Origin of the sequence: Nocardia rhizosphaerihabitans, assembly GCF_014646295.1 — a bacterium.
Lineage (GTDB): Bacteria > Actinomycetota > Actinomycetes > Mycobacteriales > Mycobacteriaceae > Nocardia > Nocardia rhizosphaerihabitans.
The window spans coordinates 53,161-68,058 of sequence record NZ_BMNE01000015.1; the positions used below are offsets into that span (position 1 = coordinate 53,161).

Annotated in this window: 14 protein-coding genes; 10 read left to right on the forward strand and 4 right to left on the reverse strand. The window is 68.8% G+C overall.

Annotated features, from left to right (window positions below; all coding sequences use genetic code 11):
* Positions 1–2: 2 nt before the first annotated feature.
* The 8 genes from IEY60_RS34450 (at position 3) to IEY60_RS34485 (ending at position 8,492) form a co-directional block, all read left to right on the forward strand.
* Positions 3–1,034, forward strand: a complete 1,032-nt coding sequence (locus IEY60_RS34450; RefSeq protein WP_229740383.1) for an MlaD family protein — start codon at positions 3–5, stop codon at positions 1,032–1,034.
* Complete coding sequence (locus tag IEY60_RS34455; RefSeq protein ID WP_189034756.1) at positions 1,034–2,038, forward strand: MlaD family protein; 1,005 nt, start codon at positions 1,034–1,036, stop codon at positions 2,036–2,038. The genes IEY60_RS34450 and IEY60_RS34455 overlap by 1 nt, the downstream gene beginning before the upstream one ends.
* Positions 2,026–3,033, forward strand: coding sequence for an MlaD family protein (locus IEY60_RS34460; protein WP_189034739.1), 1,008 nt, complete (start codon positions 2,026–2,028; stop codon positions 3,031–3,033). The genes IEY60_RS34455 and IEY60_RS34460 overlap by 13 nt, the downstream gene beginning before the upstream one ends.
* A complete protein-coding gene (locus IEY60_RS34465; RefSeq protein ID WP_229740384.1) occupies positions 3,033–4,121 on the forward strand; it encodes an MlaD family protein in 1,089 nt (362 codons plus the stop codon). The genes IEY60_RS34460 and IEY60_RS34465 overlap by 1 nt, the downstream gene beginning before the upstream one ends.
* A complete protein-coding gene (locus IEY60_RS34470; protein ID WP_229740385.1) occupies positions 4,118–5,167 on the forward strand; it encodes an MlaD family protein in 1,050 nt (349 codons plus the stop codon). Before IEY60_RS34465 ends, IEY60_RS34470 begins: the two co-directional genes overlap by 4 nt.
* Positions 5,164–6,123, forward strand: a complete 960-nt coding sequence (locus tag IEY60_RS34475; protein ID WP_189034741.1) for an MlaD family protein — start codon at positions 5,164–5,166, stop codon at positions 6,121–6,123. The genes IEY60_RS34470 and IEY60_RS34475 overlap by 4 nt, the downstream gene beginning before the upstream one ends.
* Before the next feature lie 132 nt (positions 6,124–6,255).
* A complete protein-coding gene (locus IEY60_RS34480; protein WP_189034742.1) occupies positions 6,256–6,864 on the forward strand; it encodes a hypothetical protein in 609 nt (202 codons plus the stop codon).
* Positions 6,865–6,917: 53 nt separating this feature from the next.
* Complete coding sequence (locus IEY60_RS34485; protein ID WP_189034743.1) at positions 6,918–8,492, forward strand: Na+/H+ antiporter; 1,575 nt, start codon at positions 6,918–6,920, stop codon at positions 8,490–8,492.
* A 6-nt stretch (positions 8,493–8,498) separates the two neighbouring features.
* Here IEY60_RS34485 and IEY60_RS34490 read toward each other — a convergent pair whose 3' ends face one another.
* The 3 genes from IEY60_RS34490 to IEY60_RS34500 all read right to left on the reverse strand — a co-directional run bounded on the left by IEY60_RS34490 (position 8,499) and on the right by IEY60_RS34500 (position 11,545).
* Positions 8,499–9,221: a VIT1/CCC1 transporter family protein gene (locus tag IEY60_RS34490; protein WP_189034744.1), complete on the reverse strand. Its 723-nt coding sequence runs from the start codon at positions 9,219–9,221 to the stop codon at positions 8,499–8,501.
* Between the two features lie 86 nt (positions 9,222–9,307).
* Positions 9,308–10,912 (reverse strand): GMC oxidoreductase, encoded by a 1,605-nt coding sequence (locus IEY60_RS34495; RefSeq protein ID WP_189034745.1) that lies wholly within the window; start codon positions 10,910–10,912, stop codon positions 9,308–9,310.
* 57 nt (positions 10,913–10,969) lie between these two features.
* Entirely contained in the window at positions 10,970–11,545 is a 576-nt protein-coding gene (locus tag IEY60_RS34500; protein WP_373291810.1) for a YdcF family protein, read from the reverse strand.
* A 68-nt stretch (positions 11,546–11,613) separates the two neighbouring features.
* On the opposite strand from IEY60_RS34500, the gene IEY60_RS34505 reads away from it, so the two are divergent.
* Both IEY60_RS34505 and IEY60_RS34510 read left to right on the forward strand, forming a co-directional pair.
* Positions 11,614–13,110 (forward strand): flavin-containing monooxygenase, encoded by a 1,497-nt coding sequence (locus IEY60_RS34505; RefSeq protein ID WP_189034746.1) that lies wholly within the window; start codon positions 11,614–11,616, stop codon positions 13,108–13,110.
* Between the two features lie 79 nt (positions 13,111–13,189).
* A complete protein-coding gene (locus tag IEY60_RS34510) occupies positions 13,190–13,594 on the forward strand; it encodes a DUF7144 family membrane protein (protein ID WP_189034747.1) in 405 nt (134 codons plus the stop codon).
* A gap of 56 nt (positions 13,595–13,650) precedes the next feature.
* On the opposite strand, the gene IEY60_RS34515 is transcribed toward IEY60_RS34510, so the two are convergent.
* A complete protein-coding gene (locus IEY60_RS34515) occupies positions 13,651–14,133 on the reverse strand; it encodes a MarR family winged helix-turn-helix transcriptional regulator (RefSeq protein WP_189034748.1) in 483 nt (160 codons plus the stop codon).
* Between the last annotated feature and the right edge of the window lie 765 nt (positions 14,134–14,898).

Sequence of the window (14,898 nt, forward strand, 5' to 3'; positions counted from 1 at the left end):
TAGTGCCTAACTATGGAATGCCCGGCGTCGCGGCCGATCGGCGCACCTCGCGGCTGACCGGCGCGATCATCCTCGGCATCATCGCCGCGGTCGTGCTCGGAACGGTCGCCTACCGCAATCTGACAACCGAAGAGGGCCTGCGGATCGCGCTGCACACCGAACACCTCGGTGACGGCATCAGCGCGGGCAGCCAGGTCCGCATCGACGGCGTCACCGTCGGCGAGGTCGCCGAAGTGACCCCCGGCGAGCGCGGCACCCAGCGGATCTCGCTGCTGCTCGACGCCGACCGCCTGCACGGCATCGACGACAGCCTCGCCGTCGACTACGCCCCGACCAACCTGTTCGGCATCGCCGAACTGGAACTGCGCCGCGGCACCGGCGGATCCCCGCTGCGCGCGGGCGCGGTGCTCGACCTGACCGGCGCCAACGCCGACCGGGTCTACGACGCGACGATGAGCGCGATCCTGCGCAGCCTGTCCCAGGTCGGCATGACGGTGACCAGCCCGCAGATGGCGACCGTGGTCTCCCAGCTGGCCGCCGACTTCAAGGCCTTCACCCCGCTGGTGCAGGCGCTGATCACGATGGCCAAGACCATCGCCGACAACCAGGACGTCGCGCCCTCGGAGCTGTTCGGCAGGCTCGGACCCGCCTTCGACGGCGGCGGCCAGTTCGCAGGCGCCACAATGCAGGTGATCGACCGGCTCAGCGAGATCAAGGTGACCCAGGTCGACAAGGACCGCTATGACATCGGCGTCGGCGTGGTCGGCGGCAGCATCCTGCCCGCCCTGACCACCACGCTGACCACCGCGGGCGGGCACTTCGCCGAGACCACCGACATGCTCGCGCCGATGCTGTACGCGCTGGCCCAGATGTCGCCCAATCCGCGCCGGACCGGCGCCGACCTGCAGGCCCTGCTGACCAACCTGCGCGGCGCCATGCCCGACGGCCCCGACGGCCCGGTGCTCAACCTCGACGTCGAGCTCAGCGGTGTGCCCGCGATCGCGGTGCCGCTGTTCGGAAAGGCCGGTGCGTGATGAAGGTCGGTGGTGTCGCACTGCGACTCGGCGTGTTCGCGCTGGTGATGCTCGCCGTGCTCGGACTCGTGTTCACCCTGATCAAGCGGCCCGTCTCCGGTGACACCGAGGCGCACGACGCGCTGTTCACCGACGCCAACGGCCTCAAGGTCGGCAACGACGTGCGGATGTTCGGTGTGCAGGTCGGCAAGATCGAGAAGATCAGCCTCGAAGGCGACAAGGCCAAGGTCCACCTCACGGTGAAGACCGACACGCCCATCTACGACAACAGCAAGCTGGCCATCCGGTACCAGAACCTCACCGGCCAGCGCTATATCGACCTGCAGCAGGCGCCCAACCCGGGCAAGCGGATCGCCGCCGACGCCAGGATCGGCGCGAACATGACCGTCCCGTCGTTCGACGTGACCAGCCTGTTCAGCGGCCTGAAGCCGGTACTGGCGACGCTCTCACCCGAGGCGATCAACCAGTTCACCGCGAGCATGCTCGCCGTCATCGAGGGCGACGGCAGCGGCCTCGGCCCAGCGCTGACCGCGATCGACCAGCTCGCGAGCTACGCCGAGGACCGCCAGCACGTCGTCAACACCCTGATCAGCAACCTGTCGACGCTGGGTGACCGGCACGGCGGCCGCGTCGGCTACCTGCTGCCGCTGCTGGCCCGGCTCACCGACATCTTCGAGGCGATGCAGCGCAATATCGGCGGCGTCGCGCAGTTCGCGATGACCGCGCCCTCGGTGCTGGCGCCGGTGGACCGGCTGCTGGCCTCGCTCGGCCTGGTCGAGGGCGGTAGCGCCGAGGTCGACGCGATGATCCGCGGCCTGTTCCCGAATCCCCAAGAGGCGGTGGACGTCTTCGGGCGGCTGCCCGGCCTGCTGGCCACGGTCGACGCCTCGCTCTCGCGCGATTTCGCCGGCTTCACGCCGACCTGCAGCAACGGCCCCGCCGAGGTGCCCGCCCCGCTGCAGGTGCTGATCGCCGGACAGAAGGTGACGGTATGCAACGCCTGAAGTTCTTCTCCGGTGACCGCCCGATCATGGACGAGGCGACCAAGCGCGCCCGCGAACTGCGGATGGGCATCATCGGCCTGAGCCTGGTCGTGCTGTTCATCGTCGGCGCGGGCATCGTCTACGTGGTGCCGCTGGGCAAGCACACCTACACCGCCGAACTCAGCGAGGCGCAGTCGGTGCGCGAGGGCGACGACGTGCGCCTGGCCGGCATCTCGGTCGGCAGCGTCACCTCGCTCGAGCTGAAGCCGGACAAGGTGCTGATGGAGTTCACCGTCGACTCCGACGTGTTCGTCGGCGACCAGACCTCCCTCGACATCCGCATGCTCACCGTGGTCGGCGGTCACTACGTCGCGCTCTACCCGGCAGGCTCGCGCCCGCTCGGTGACGAAGCCATCCCCGCGGATCGAATCCGCCTGCCCTACAGCCTGATCGAGACCTTCCAGGACGCGACCGCGCCGCTGGCAGCCGTCGACGGCGACACCGTGCGCAAGAACCTGGCCGCGGCGAATTCCGCGATCGCGTCCTCCCCGGAGGCCCTGCGCTCCACGCTCGACACCGTCGGCAAGTACGTCGACATGCTCGATCGGCAGCGCTCGCAGGTGTCGAAGTCCATCGCGATCCTCGACGAGTACATCTCCATGTACGACGGCGCCAAGTCCGATCTGGGCAGGCTGATGGACAACGTCAACATGCTCGAAGACGTGCTGCTGAGCAAGAAAGCCGAACTGGCCGAAGCGGTCCGGCTGCTGACCTCGGTGGTGAACCGGCTCGCCGGGCTCGCCCCCAGCTGGGAGTCCACGCTGAAGCCGCAGGCACAGGCGCTGGCCGACGCGCTGCCGCGGATGCAGGAGCTCGAAGGCCGGTTCGAACCGATCCTCGGCACCGTGGCCGACCTGCAGACCAAGCTGTCGCAGCTGGCGACCCCGGACGCGGGCGTCGTGGTCGACCAGTCCGGCGTGCAGGTATGCGTGCCACTGCCCGGGAAGGCGTGCTGATGCTGAAACGACTCCTCGGATCCCAGGCGTTCATGTCGATCGCCGGTGTCGCGGTGCTGGTCGTCCTGGTGATCGCCGGCTACTTCGTCGCCTTCGATCCGCTGAAGAAGACCGAATCCTATTGCGCCCTCATGCCCGATGCGATCGGGCTCTACCCGGGCAACCACGTCACGATGCGCGGCATCGATGTCGGCGAGGTGACCGCGGTGCGCAACGAGGGCGCCAAGGTGCGGGTGGAGTTCGAGGTCGACGCCGACTACCCGGTCTACGCCGACGCCTCCGCGACCACCGTCGCGTATTCCGTTGCCGCCGACCGCAATCTGGCCGTGCTGACCAGCGGCAAGGACACCAGGCAGTTCACCGGCGGCTGCATCACCAAGACGCTCACCCCCAAGTCCATCACCGAGACGCTGACCGCCCTGGCGAGTCTGTCCGAGCAGCTCTCCGGCGCCGAGGCCGGTCAGCCGAGCGCGCTCGTCGACGGCCTCGCCTCGCTGGACCGCGCGACCGAGGGCACCGGCCCGACGATCAACGAACTGGTGCACAAGCTCGGCTCGGCGATGAACAAGCCCGACGCCGACATCGGCCACCTGGCAGGCCTTTTCGACGCGTTCGCCTCGGTGTCGAACCGGGTCGCCGCCAACTGGGGCGACCTGCAGACGATGCTGGTCCGGCTGGCCCCGCTGCTCAACCAGGCCTCCGACGATCTGCTCGGCCCGGCGACCTCGCTGTTCGACGGACTGGCCGAACTCCTGCCGATGCTCAACGACTTCGCCACCATCCTGGGCGACCCGCTGATCGGCGCGCTCGACGGCGCGGTCCCGCTGGTGAAGTTGTTGCGCGCCAACGTCGGATCGCTGCGCGAGGTGGTCCTCAAGATGCCCGCGCTGACCTCGGCCTTCCAGAGCGCCGCCGGCGGCACCGCGATCACCTACGCACCGCCCAAGGTCGCCCTGCCCGGCGGCGAAGCCGACCAGGTGTGCGCCGCGGTGAACGCGCTGATCCCCGGCCGGTGCGCCGACCCGGCGCAGGGCCTGACCGATGTGAACCTCGTCCAGGTCGTTCTGGGAATGGCAGGTGCCCGATGAACCCGCGAAAGACGCTGCGGCGCAGCATGATCGCGCTCGTGGTCGCCGCGGGTCTGGCGGTGGGCGGCTGCGGCTTCGACCCGGCCGAGGTACCGGTGCCCGGCTCGACCGTCAGCGGCCCGACCTACCGCGTGCAGATCGAGTTCAGCAGCGCGCTGAACCTGCCCGCGAAGTCCAAGGTGATCGCCAACGGCGCCGAGATCGGCAATGTCGACACGGTGCGGGTGGTCCAGCCCGCCGACGCGCCCGCGGGCCGCGGCGGCTACGTCGTCGTCGAGGCCGACATCCTCGACTCGGTGCAGTTGCCGACCACGACCATCGCCGAACTGCGCCAGGACACCATCCTCGGTGACATCCACGTCGCGCTGACCACGCCGAAGGACGGCTTCGGCAGCCTGCTGCGCGACGGCGGCACCATCCCGATCGCCCGCACGAAAACGCCGGTGCAGCTGGAAGACACGATGGCCACCATGGCGCTGTTCGTGCAGGGCGGCGCGATCGGTCAGCTGCAGGACATGATCGGCCGGGTGAACTCGGTGATGCCGCAGGATCCCAAGGAGACCGCGCGCATCTCGGCGGTCATGGGCGCCGACGCCGCCGATCTGGCCGCGAACCTGGACCGGGTCGACCTGCTGGTCAACGGCCTGGCCGCCAATGCCGAGATCATGGTCGGCATCGAGGCCGAGCTCACCAATATCCTCACCCCCGAAGCCGTGCGGGCGCTGTCCGGCACTCAGGACTCGATCGCCAAGACCATGGCGATCTTCCAGGCACTCGGCCCGGTCGGCTCGTCGCTGACCTGGCTGGCCCCGCTCGCGGGCGCGGGCGACGCCGCCGCGACCGCGTTCCTGCCGCTGGCCACCGGCGGCTCGGCCGACCTGCGCTCCTCGACCAACATGGCCCTGCTGACCGCACTGCTGCGCGACAAGATCATCCCGTTCGCCGAGCGCGGGCCGAAGGTGAACATCACCGGCGTGCAGGTCTCCGAGGACGAGCAGATCGAGCAGATCGTGACCGCGCTGCGGATGATCGGAATGGTGCGATGAAGATCGGTGCACTGGCATCACTGGGCGGCATCGCCGCCATCACCGTGCTCGGCGCGAGCTACCTGACCTTCGGCGTCGTCCGGGTCGACCCGTTCGCCGACTACACCGAGGCCTCGATCGAGCTGGCCAACTCCGGCGGACTCAGCGTCGGCTCGCCGATCTTGCTGACCGGCATCGAGATCGGCAAGGTCACCGCCGTGGACACCTCCACCGCCGGAGGCGTGCAGGTCGGCTTCCGGTTCGGCGCCGCGAACAAGGTGCCGATGAGCAGCATCGTCACCATCGAGCATCTGTCCTCGCTGGGTGAGCCGTATGTGCAGTTCGTGCCGCGCAGTGCCGAGGGGCCGTACCTGAGCAACGGGCAGCGCCTGGCGGGGGAGAACGTGCGCACCCCGATGTCGATCCCCGAGGTCGCGCGGCTGGTCACCAAGACCGTCGAGCAGCTCGACCCCGCGGTCGTCGGCTCGCTGGTCGACACCCTCGGCCAGGCGATGACCGGCACCGAGAACGTCATCCCGGAGCTGGCCAGGGCGGGCGACCTGCTCGCCGCGGCCATCATGAGCCGCGCGCCCGCGATCGCCGAGCTGCAGAACAACTTCGAGTACGTCTCCGGTGACATCGGCTGGGCCGGACCGGCCACCTCCGCCGCCGCACCCGCGTTCGTGCGCCTGAGCCAGGTCATCGACGAGTTCGTCGAGTCGGTCGGCCGGGTCAGCGCGGCCGGTGGCGATCCTGAGATGTACCTGCGCGACGGTGGTCTGGTGCCGTTCCTCGAGCAGGTCGTCGCCAAACTGAACGAGCTCGGTCCCGAGCTGTCGGCCCTGCTGCCCGGACTGCGCCCGCTCGCCGAATCGGTCACCGCGACCGGTCCGCAGATCGATCTGAGCACCCTGATCGCGCAGGCGCTACATAACACCGATACCGATGCGGTGAAGGTTAGGGTCGCAATCAAGTAAACATCTGGCAACTGCTGAATGTAGGTATGGGCCCTGGTCAGTGGAGCCTGATCGAGACGGTCGGTCTTTTCAGCAACCGTGCGGTAGCCTGCTGGACGAGGGGAGTCCAGGTCCGCGGGCGAAGGCGGTGCGATGGCAGAGAGCAGCGAGGACCCCGACAAGGGGACCGGCAGCAGTACTCGGGTGATCGCGATCGCGGCAGTGCTCGCCGCACTGCTCGCACTGGTTGTGGCGCTCGGGTTGGTCCTGCGCGCGAATCAGGGCGACGAGAACGACCCGTCCACCGTGAACCCGATGGGCGCCGATTCCCACGGACTGCCGGTCGCCGGCGACGAGGCGTCCGAGCAGGACGCGGCTTTCGCCCCGCCGTGGCCCGCCCGCCGGGTCGGCGGAAACTGTTCGGCGGGTGGCATCGTCGCGCGCTGGCAGGTCGACGCCGACGGCGCGTGGCAGTGCACCGTGACGACCCCGGATGCCGCGGTACCCCCCGCGCCCGCCGAGCCGCCACCGCCGCCGCCGGAACCCGCACCGGCGCCGGAGCCCGTGCCCGTCGAAGCTCCGCCGCCCGCCTACGAGCCACCGCCGGTGTACGAGCCGCCCGTCTACGAGCCGCCGCCACCGCCCGAACCCGAGCCCGTTCCCGCGCCGGCGCCCGCCCCGCCGCCACCGCCGCCGGTCATCCAGCTGCCGTTCCCCTTACCGCCGATCTTCATTCCGCCTGCGGCCGCCGTCCTGCAGTGATGGGCGGCGGGTCGTCCTCCGCCCACCGTCGATGTCGATGAGACTGATCCGCTATGGACCAGTTGGTACTCACTCTGGTGATCCTGCTCGCGGCGGTGCTCGCCGAGTCGCTCGGCGGTCGGATAGGGGTAGCGCCGTCCATCCTGATGACGGTCTTCGGCTGCCTGCTCGCCCTGATCCCCGCTGTGCCGAGCCTCAACATCCCGCCGGAGCTCATCCTCCCGCTGGTCCTGCCGCCGCTGCTCTACGCCGCCGCCCGACGTACCTCCTGGCGGCAATTCGCCGAGAACTGGCAGGTCATCGCGTTGCGCGCGGTTGGCCTCGTGATCGTCACCGCCGTCGCGGTGGCCGCGGTATTCCACGCCTGGAATCCGGCGACCGCGGTCGCGGCGGGCGTGGTGCTCGGCGCGCTGGTCGCGCCGCCCGACCCGGTCGCGGCCACCTCGATGGCCAGCAGGCTCGGCCTGCCGAGGCGGCTGATCGTGGCCCTCGGCGGCGAGGGCCTGTTCAACGACGTCACTGCGATCGTCATCTACACCGTCGGCATCCAGGCGGTGGTGACCGGCCTGTTCTCGCCGTGGCACGCGCTCGGCGACTTCGTCCTCGCCGCGGTGGTCGGGCTCGTCGTCGGCCTGATCCTCGGCTGGCTGGGCAGCAAACTCACCAAGTACCTCGACAACGCCACCGGCCAGGTGGCGCTGAGCCTGCTGCTGCCGTTCGTCGCGTACGGCGTCGCCGAACACTGGGAGGGCTCGGCGGTCCTCGCGGTGCTGGTCTGCGCGCTGTACCTGACCGACGCGGTGACCGAGATCGGCGACCGGGACTACCGGCTGGTCGCGGACTCGTTCTGGGACATCGCCGAAATGCTCATCACCGGCTTCGCCTTCGCGCTGATCGGTCTCGAACTGCGGGTGGTCATCGACGCCACCGGGCACGACTGGTCGTCGCTGGCCGGAGTCACCGCGGCGGTGATCGCGGTCGTCGTGCTGCTGCGGCTGGCCTGGCTGCTGGTGACCTGGGCGGTGAGCACGAAGCTGTGGCGCGACACCGACGAGCCGTTCACCTGGCGCGAGGTGATCGTCACCTGGTGGGCGGGGATGCGCGGCGTCGCCACGGTGGCGCTGGCCCTGGCCGTGCCGTTCACCATCGACTCCGGCGCGGATTTCCCCGCCCGCTCGGAGATCCTCTTCGTCGCCTTCGCTGTCGTGCTGTTCACGCTGCTCGTGCAGGGTCCGACCCTGCCGCTGATCGTCCGGATCACCGGCGTGCACGCCGACACCAGACAGGAACGCGCGGTCGAACAGCAGCTGTGGACCAGGGTGGTGCGGGCCGAACTGGCCGAGCTCAAGATGATCGCCGCCCGCGACGGCCTGCCCGAAGACGCCTACGAGGACATCAAGGACACCCTGCGCCACCTCTCGGCCAAGGCCGACCCCGAAGCCGCCGACGCCGACGCCAAGGCCGCCCTCGACGCGGAACGCAAACTCGCCGCGCAGATGCGCGCGGTGCGCTCGGCCGTCATCGAGGCGGGCAGGCGCGAAGCCCAGGCCGCGCGCCGCGAACCCGGCATGCCGCCCGATGTCGTCGACCGGGTCACCCGCAGACTCGACCTCGGCCCGACCCGCTGACCAGCCTCAGCCGGCGATCGTGTCGGTGAGCGAGCCGATCGCATAGGTGACCGCCATCGCCAGCGCACCGCCGATCACCACCCGCACCACCGCTCTACCGCGATGACTGCCGCCGAGGCCCGCGCTCACCGACCCGGTGAGGGCCAGCGCGATGAGCACAGCGGCGAAGGTCACCGGCACCCGCCACTGCGCCGGCGGCAGCACGATCGCCAGCAGCGGCAACAGCGCGCCGCAGGTGAACGCGATCGCGGAGGAGATCGCCGCCGCCCACGGATTGGTGAGCTCGTCCGGGTCGAGCTTGAGCTCGGCCTCGGCGTGCGCGGCGAACGCGTCGTGGGCGGTGAGTTCCTCGGCCACCGTGCGGGCGGTCGCCGGACTCAGCCCCTTGGCCTCGTAGATCCCGATCAGCTCGGCCAGTTCCGCTGCCGGATCGTCGGCCAGCTCCCTGCGCTCCTTGGCGAGCAGGGCCTTCTCCGAATCCCGCTGAGTGCTCACCGACACGTACTCGCCCGCCGCCATCGAGATCGCGCCCGCGACAAGTCCGGCCACGCCCGCGGTGAGGAGGGTGTGGGCATCGTTCGTGGTCGCCGCGACACCGACCACCAGACCGGCGGTGGACACGATGCCGTCGTTCGCGCCGAGTACCCCGGCGCGCAGCCAGTTCAACCGGGACGCGAGCCCTTCGGCATGGGGTTCGTGCGGATGGGCGGTCGGTGACGAGTCCTGCACCCGTCCAGCCTAATCGGGAGCGATACCGGATCAGCGCGGGACGCGCGGTCACGCACCCTGCCGGGCCGATCGGGTGGTCCGGCGGATCAGCGCGGGACGCGCAGCCTGGCGCGCAGGGTGTCGCCCAAGCGCACCGCCAGTGCGAGCACGGTCAGTGTCGGGTTGACGTGGCCGTTCGTCGGGAAGACCGAACTGCCCGCGATGTAGAGGTTGTCGACGCCGTGCACCCGGCAGTGCCGGTCGACCACCCCGTGCCGCGGGTCGGCGGACATCCTGGTGGTGCCACTCGGATGCGCCCGGTCGGCCAGCGGTAGCGGCTCGGTACTGCCGGGCAGCGCCGCGGGCGCGATCTGCGGCGTGGGCAGCCCGAGCCGGGCGAACTCGGCTGCCAGCAGCGCCGTCGCCCGCCGGACGGTCGCGTCCTCCCGCTCGCCGATCCGCCAATCCACCTGCGGCAGTGGCATTCCCACCGGGTCGGTCCGCTCCGACAGACGCACCCGGCTGTCCGGATCCGGCGCCTGTTCGACCATCGTCCACACCTCGACACCGGTGAGCCGGTGCGGCAACCCGACACCGTCGATCAGCCTGCGCCGGGCACCTGCCAGCAGCAACCTGGTGTCCGACAGCATGATTCGCGCGTCGTTCCACTCCGCTCGCCCGCTCAGCACCCGTTTGACGGCGTCCCACGGATCGTCGGGCGCGGTGACCTCCTGCAACCACAGCGCGCAGTTCAGCAGCGATTCCCTGCGCTGGATCTCCTGCGACAGGGCAAGGCCGTGCAGGAAGGTATGCCTGCCCCGCGGACCCTTGACCACGTACTTGCCGAACCGGGCCAGCGCCGCACCGGCGACGGCGGCGGACAGCGTGCCGACCACGCCGCTGCGATGGTCGATCAGATACCGCCCCACCTGGTCGTATCGGTTCCCGATGCCACCGGGAACGGTGCGCCGCGAGGCCAGCAGCAGGCGTGGGGTGTCGATCCCGCCCGCCGCGAGCACGAAGATCCGCGCCTCGACGGTGCGAACCCGGCCACCGGCGCCGGTCACCTCGACCGAGTTCACGTGCGCGCCGGTGGCATCGGTGTCGAGGTGGGTGACGGTCGCGTTCACCAGCACCCGTGCGGTCGGCGCGGTGATGTCGCGCACCAGCCTGCCCCACCGTTTGCAGTCGAACCGGTCGACCGGATCACGGCTGATCTGCCAGAAGTACGGGCGCAGCGACCCGGTGTCGACGGCGGCGGCAGGCGCCGGACGTCCGGCGAGCGGCCAGAACTCGGCGTCGGTGAATCCCGTGCCGTGCCCGAGCCCGGCATGGGCGGCGGCGCGTTCGGTGTAGGGACGCAGCTCGGCCGCATCGATCGGCCAGCCCGATCGCCGCACCCACGGCCGGGTGGCGAAGTCGAGGTCGTCGAGCACGCCGCAGCGTCCGGCCCAGACCCGCGAGCTGCCGCCGAGGACCCGGCTGCCCGCGATCCGGTCGGGTGGCAGCCGTGCCGCACCGACACTGTCGATGGCGGCGAATTCGGCCTCGGTGGGCCCTATTTCGTGGTCACCGCTCTCCAGGACCAGCACCTGCAAGCCCGCCGCGGCCAGTTCGGTGGCCACGGTCAGTCCGGCCGGGCCCGAGCCGATGACGCAGATCTGGGCGCGCAGCGCGTCGTCTCCGACGGTGCGCAGATCCTCGACAAGCATCGGCGGTCCTCTCGCCCGTGCCACCCGCGCGGCCCGGCACCCGGCCGCGCATTGGTGTCACTCTAGAAGCCGGGACGCGGAATTTCCGGAGGTCTCACAATGCTGGTTCACGAAAGCCCTGATGTATCCGGCCGATTGGCGCACGTACATCCACGACCAGAACCCGAGCCCGGACTCGGTGGGGCTGGCGACCATGGTGATCTCGCCGTCGAAACACCGGCCGACGATGTAGCGGGCACGCGAGACGTGCGGAGTGAAGGTGACCACGATGATGTGCCGCCACCCGTAAATCGTTGCTCGCCGCACGATTTCGCGTGCCTCACCGTCGGTCGTCCACGGATCGGGCACGAAACACGAGACACGGAAGGCGAATCGGCCGCCGCAGTACTTGTCCATCAGCGGATCGTCGGGTCCGGTGGACTGCGAGATCAGCACCTCGGGCGCGTAGCCACGCTCGGCGAGCTCGATCCCGAGGTCGAAACGTTCGTAGGGAGTGCCGCCGAGGACGACGATCACATCGGCGGGGCGCAGCGGGTCCACCTGCGGCTGGACGTACACGGGCCACCCGGCGACCGCGGTACCCAGCGTGATGACAAGTGCGCCGACGAGCAACCATCCCGCACGCCGAAAGATCGACACTGCGTCGAGGATAGCGAAACACTGCCTTCACCTCGCGATGTGTCGCCAGGCACACTGGAGCTATGACCGACTCCGCCGTTGCCCCCGAACACCTCGACGTCGTCATCGTCGGCGCGGGATTGTCCGGTATCGGGGCCGCCTATCGGCTGCAGACCGAACACCCCCACCGCAGTTACGCGATCCTCGAGGCCCGCGCCGATCTCGGCGGTACCTGGGACCTTTTCCGGTATCCGGGTATCCGCTCGGACTCGGACATGTTCACCCTCGGCTATCCGTTCAAGCCGTGGCGCGCGGCCCGCTCGATCGCCGACGGCGCGTCGATCCTGGACTACATCCGCGAGACCGCGCACGAGAACGGCATCGACCGGCGCATCCGCTTCGGGTCGCGGGTGATCGGCGCGGACTGGTCGTCGGCGCGGGCGCGCTGGCAGCTCACCATCGCCCACGACGGCCCCGACGGTCCCGAGCTGAGCACCCTGACCTGCGGTTTCCTCTACACCTGCGCCGGCTACTACGACTACCAGCAGCCGCACACCCCCGAATTCGCCGGTCGCGACGACTTCGCGGGCACCATCGTGCACCCGCAGTTCTGGCCTGCCGACCTCGACGTGCGCGACAAGCGGATCGTCGTCATCGGCAGCGGCGCGACCGCGGTCACCCTGGTGCCCTCCCTGGCCGACGAGGCCGAGCACGTCACCATGCTGCAGCGCACCCCCACCTGGATCAGCGCCGTTCCCGGTCGCGACAAGCAGGCCGACAAGATTCGCGAGCTACTGCCTGCCGGACTCGCGCACCGGCTGATCAGGACCAAGAACATCCTGTTCAACATCGGTTTCTACCAGTACTGCCGTCGCCGCCCCGCCGCCGCGCGCAAGCTGCTGACCGGCCTCACCACCCGCATCCTCAAAGACGACAAACTGGTCGCCGAGCACTTCACCCCCGACTACGACCCGTGGGACCAGCGCCTGTGCGCCGCGCCCGACGCCGACTTCTTCAAGGCGATGAAGAAGGGCAAAGCCGCGGTGGTCACCGACCGGATCGACCGGTTCGTCCCCGAGGGCATCCAGCTCGAATCCGGCAAGATCCTGCCCGCCGACATCGTGGTGACCGCGACCGGCCTGCGGCTGCTCGCGTTCGGCGGCATCGCCCCCGAGGTCGACGGCACCCCGGTCCCGCTGTCGGACCAGTTCGTCTGGCAGGGCGCGATGCTGACCGGCCTGCCCAATTTCGCGATCTGCGTCGGCTACACCAACGCCTCGTGGACGCTGCGCGCCGATCTCACCTCGCGCCTGGTCTGCAAAGTCCTGGCCCACATCGACCGCACCGGGGTCCCCGCCGTCGTGCCCGAGCCGAAGGGTTCGCTCACCGAGCGTCCGCTGCTCGACCTGAACGCCGGCTACATCCTGCGCTCGATCGCTGCGTTCCCCCGCCAGGGCGACAAGCATCCGTGGCGGGTCAGGCAGAACTATCTGCTCGACGCGCTGATCACCCTGCGCACCGATCTCGGCAAGACGTTGCGCCCGGTCCGTCGCGTAGGCGAGTTCACCCACAACGGATGAGGCGCGCGGCCCCGTCGGGTTTCTACCGTTGGCGTGTGCCGTGGTGGCACGTCCGTTGACCTGACGGGAAGGCCGAGCGATGACAGTTCAGAATCAGCACCCGGTGCGCGAGGGAATCGCGGCAGGAACCTCCATCGGCGCCGGAATCCTGCTGGCGGTGGTCGGTGTTCTGCAGATCCTCGAAGGTATCTCGGCTGTCGCCAAGGACGATCTCATCGTCGTTGGTCCCGAGTACCTCTACCAGTTCGACCTGACGACCTGGGGCTGGTGGCACATCATTTTCGGTGCCATCGCGTTGATCGTCGCGATCGGCCTGCTGGCCGGTCAGACGTGGGGACGGGTGTTGGCGATGGTGATCGCCGCTATCTCGATCATCGCGAACTTCCTGTGGCTGCCGTACTACCCGTGGTGGTCGATCCTGATCATCATCATCAACATCGTGGTGATCTGGGCGGTGGCCACCTGGCGCCCGCACGACGCCTGAACCCAGCGCAGCGACACGAACGCCGCCCCGGTCATCGACCGGGGCGGCGTTGTGCGTCAGTACCCGGCCGGTGGTTCGTGCGCGTCACCCAGGGTGCCGACCAGATGGTCGGACAGCCGTTCGCCGAGTCTCGCCAGCTCGGCCTTCTCCGGCCCGTCGAGTCCGTCCATGACCAGGCGGCGCACCGCGAGGAGATACTCCGGCGTCGTCTCGGCCACCTTGGCCAGCCCGCTCTCGGTGAGGACCGCGTCGACGCCGCGCCCCGATTCCGCGGTGGCGCGCTTGGCCCAGCCGACCCGTTCCAGCTTGGACACCACATGGGAGAGCCGGGAGATGGACCCGTGCCCGCGCGCGGCGAGCAGGCTCAACCGCATCCGATGGTCCGGCGCCTCGAGCAGCAGCGCCATGACCCGGTACTCGAAATGGGTGACGCCGAACTCGCGTTGCAGTCGCGAGTCGAGCGCGCTCGGCACCCGCATTGCGAGGGTGAGCACCGCGCTCCAGGCGCGACGTTCGACCGAGTCGAGATCCTCTGTCACCTCTCGTCCCCCCTTCCCTTGTGTTAACTGAGAAATTGCTGAAGGTCGGCAAACTGTATATCGGAGGGGTCCTGCTGTCTATGTGCGGCATATCATGTCAGCAGGTTGGCAAAGGTTTAGAGAGCGATTGCAGCTGGACGTACGATCAGTTGCCAAGGGGTCGCCGTCTGCGACCGGGTGTATCCCGGATCTCCAGTCGGCGCCGTTGCGGTCGTTCGCTGGCTCGTTGAAGGTGTGGCGAACTGGGGAAACGCCGGATCTACCAGGCGATTTGACTTCGCGTTCGTGGCTGCGTAACTTAATTCGAGTCAGAGCGACACGGACACCGACCCGGTGCCGAACTGCTGAGCCTCTCGAGGCTGGCGGATGGTGCAGGGAAACGAGGTAGGACGATGAGCGCCTGACTGATCATGTGTGCAGGGTTACAGCCTCCGGACTTGCTTCGATGGGTTGCCTGCGCTAAAGTATGAACCCTTGCCCTGCCGAAGCCCCTACGAAATGTTGCGGGTGGAAGCTTGTGCGTGTGTTCTTTGAGAACTCAATAGTGTGTCGATGAATGTCAGTGCCAATATTATTATTGGTTCCAGCCTTTCATACCCCCCGGTTGGAAGGTTGGACATTGAAAACAACAGCGAATCTTTTTGCTGGTGTTTGGCTTTGCTAGGTTTTCGGACTCTAGTTAGATATTTCTGATTCACCTTCGGGTGTTTCGAGAGTCTTCAACGGAGAGTTTGATCCTGGCTCAGGACGAACGCTGGCGGCGTG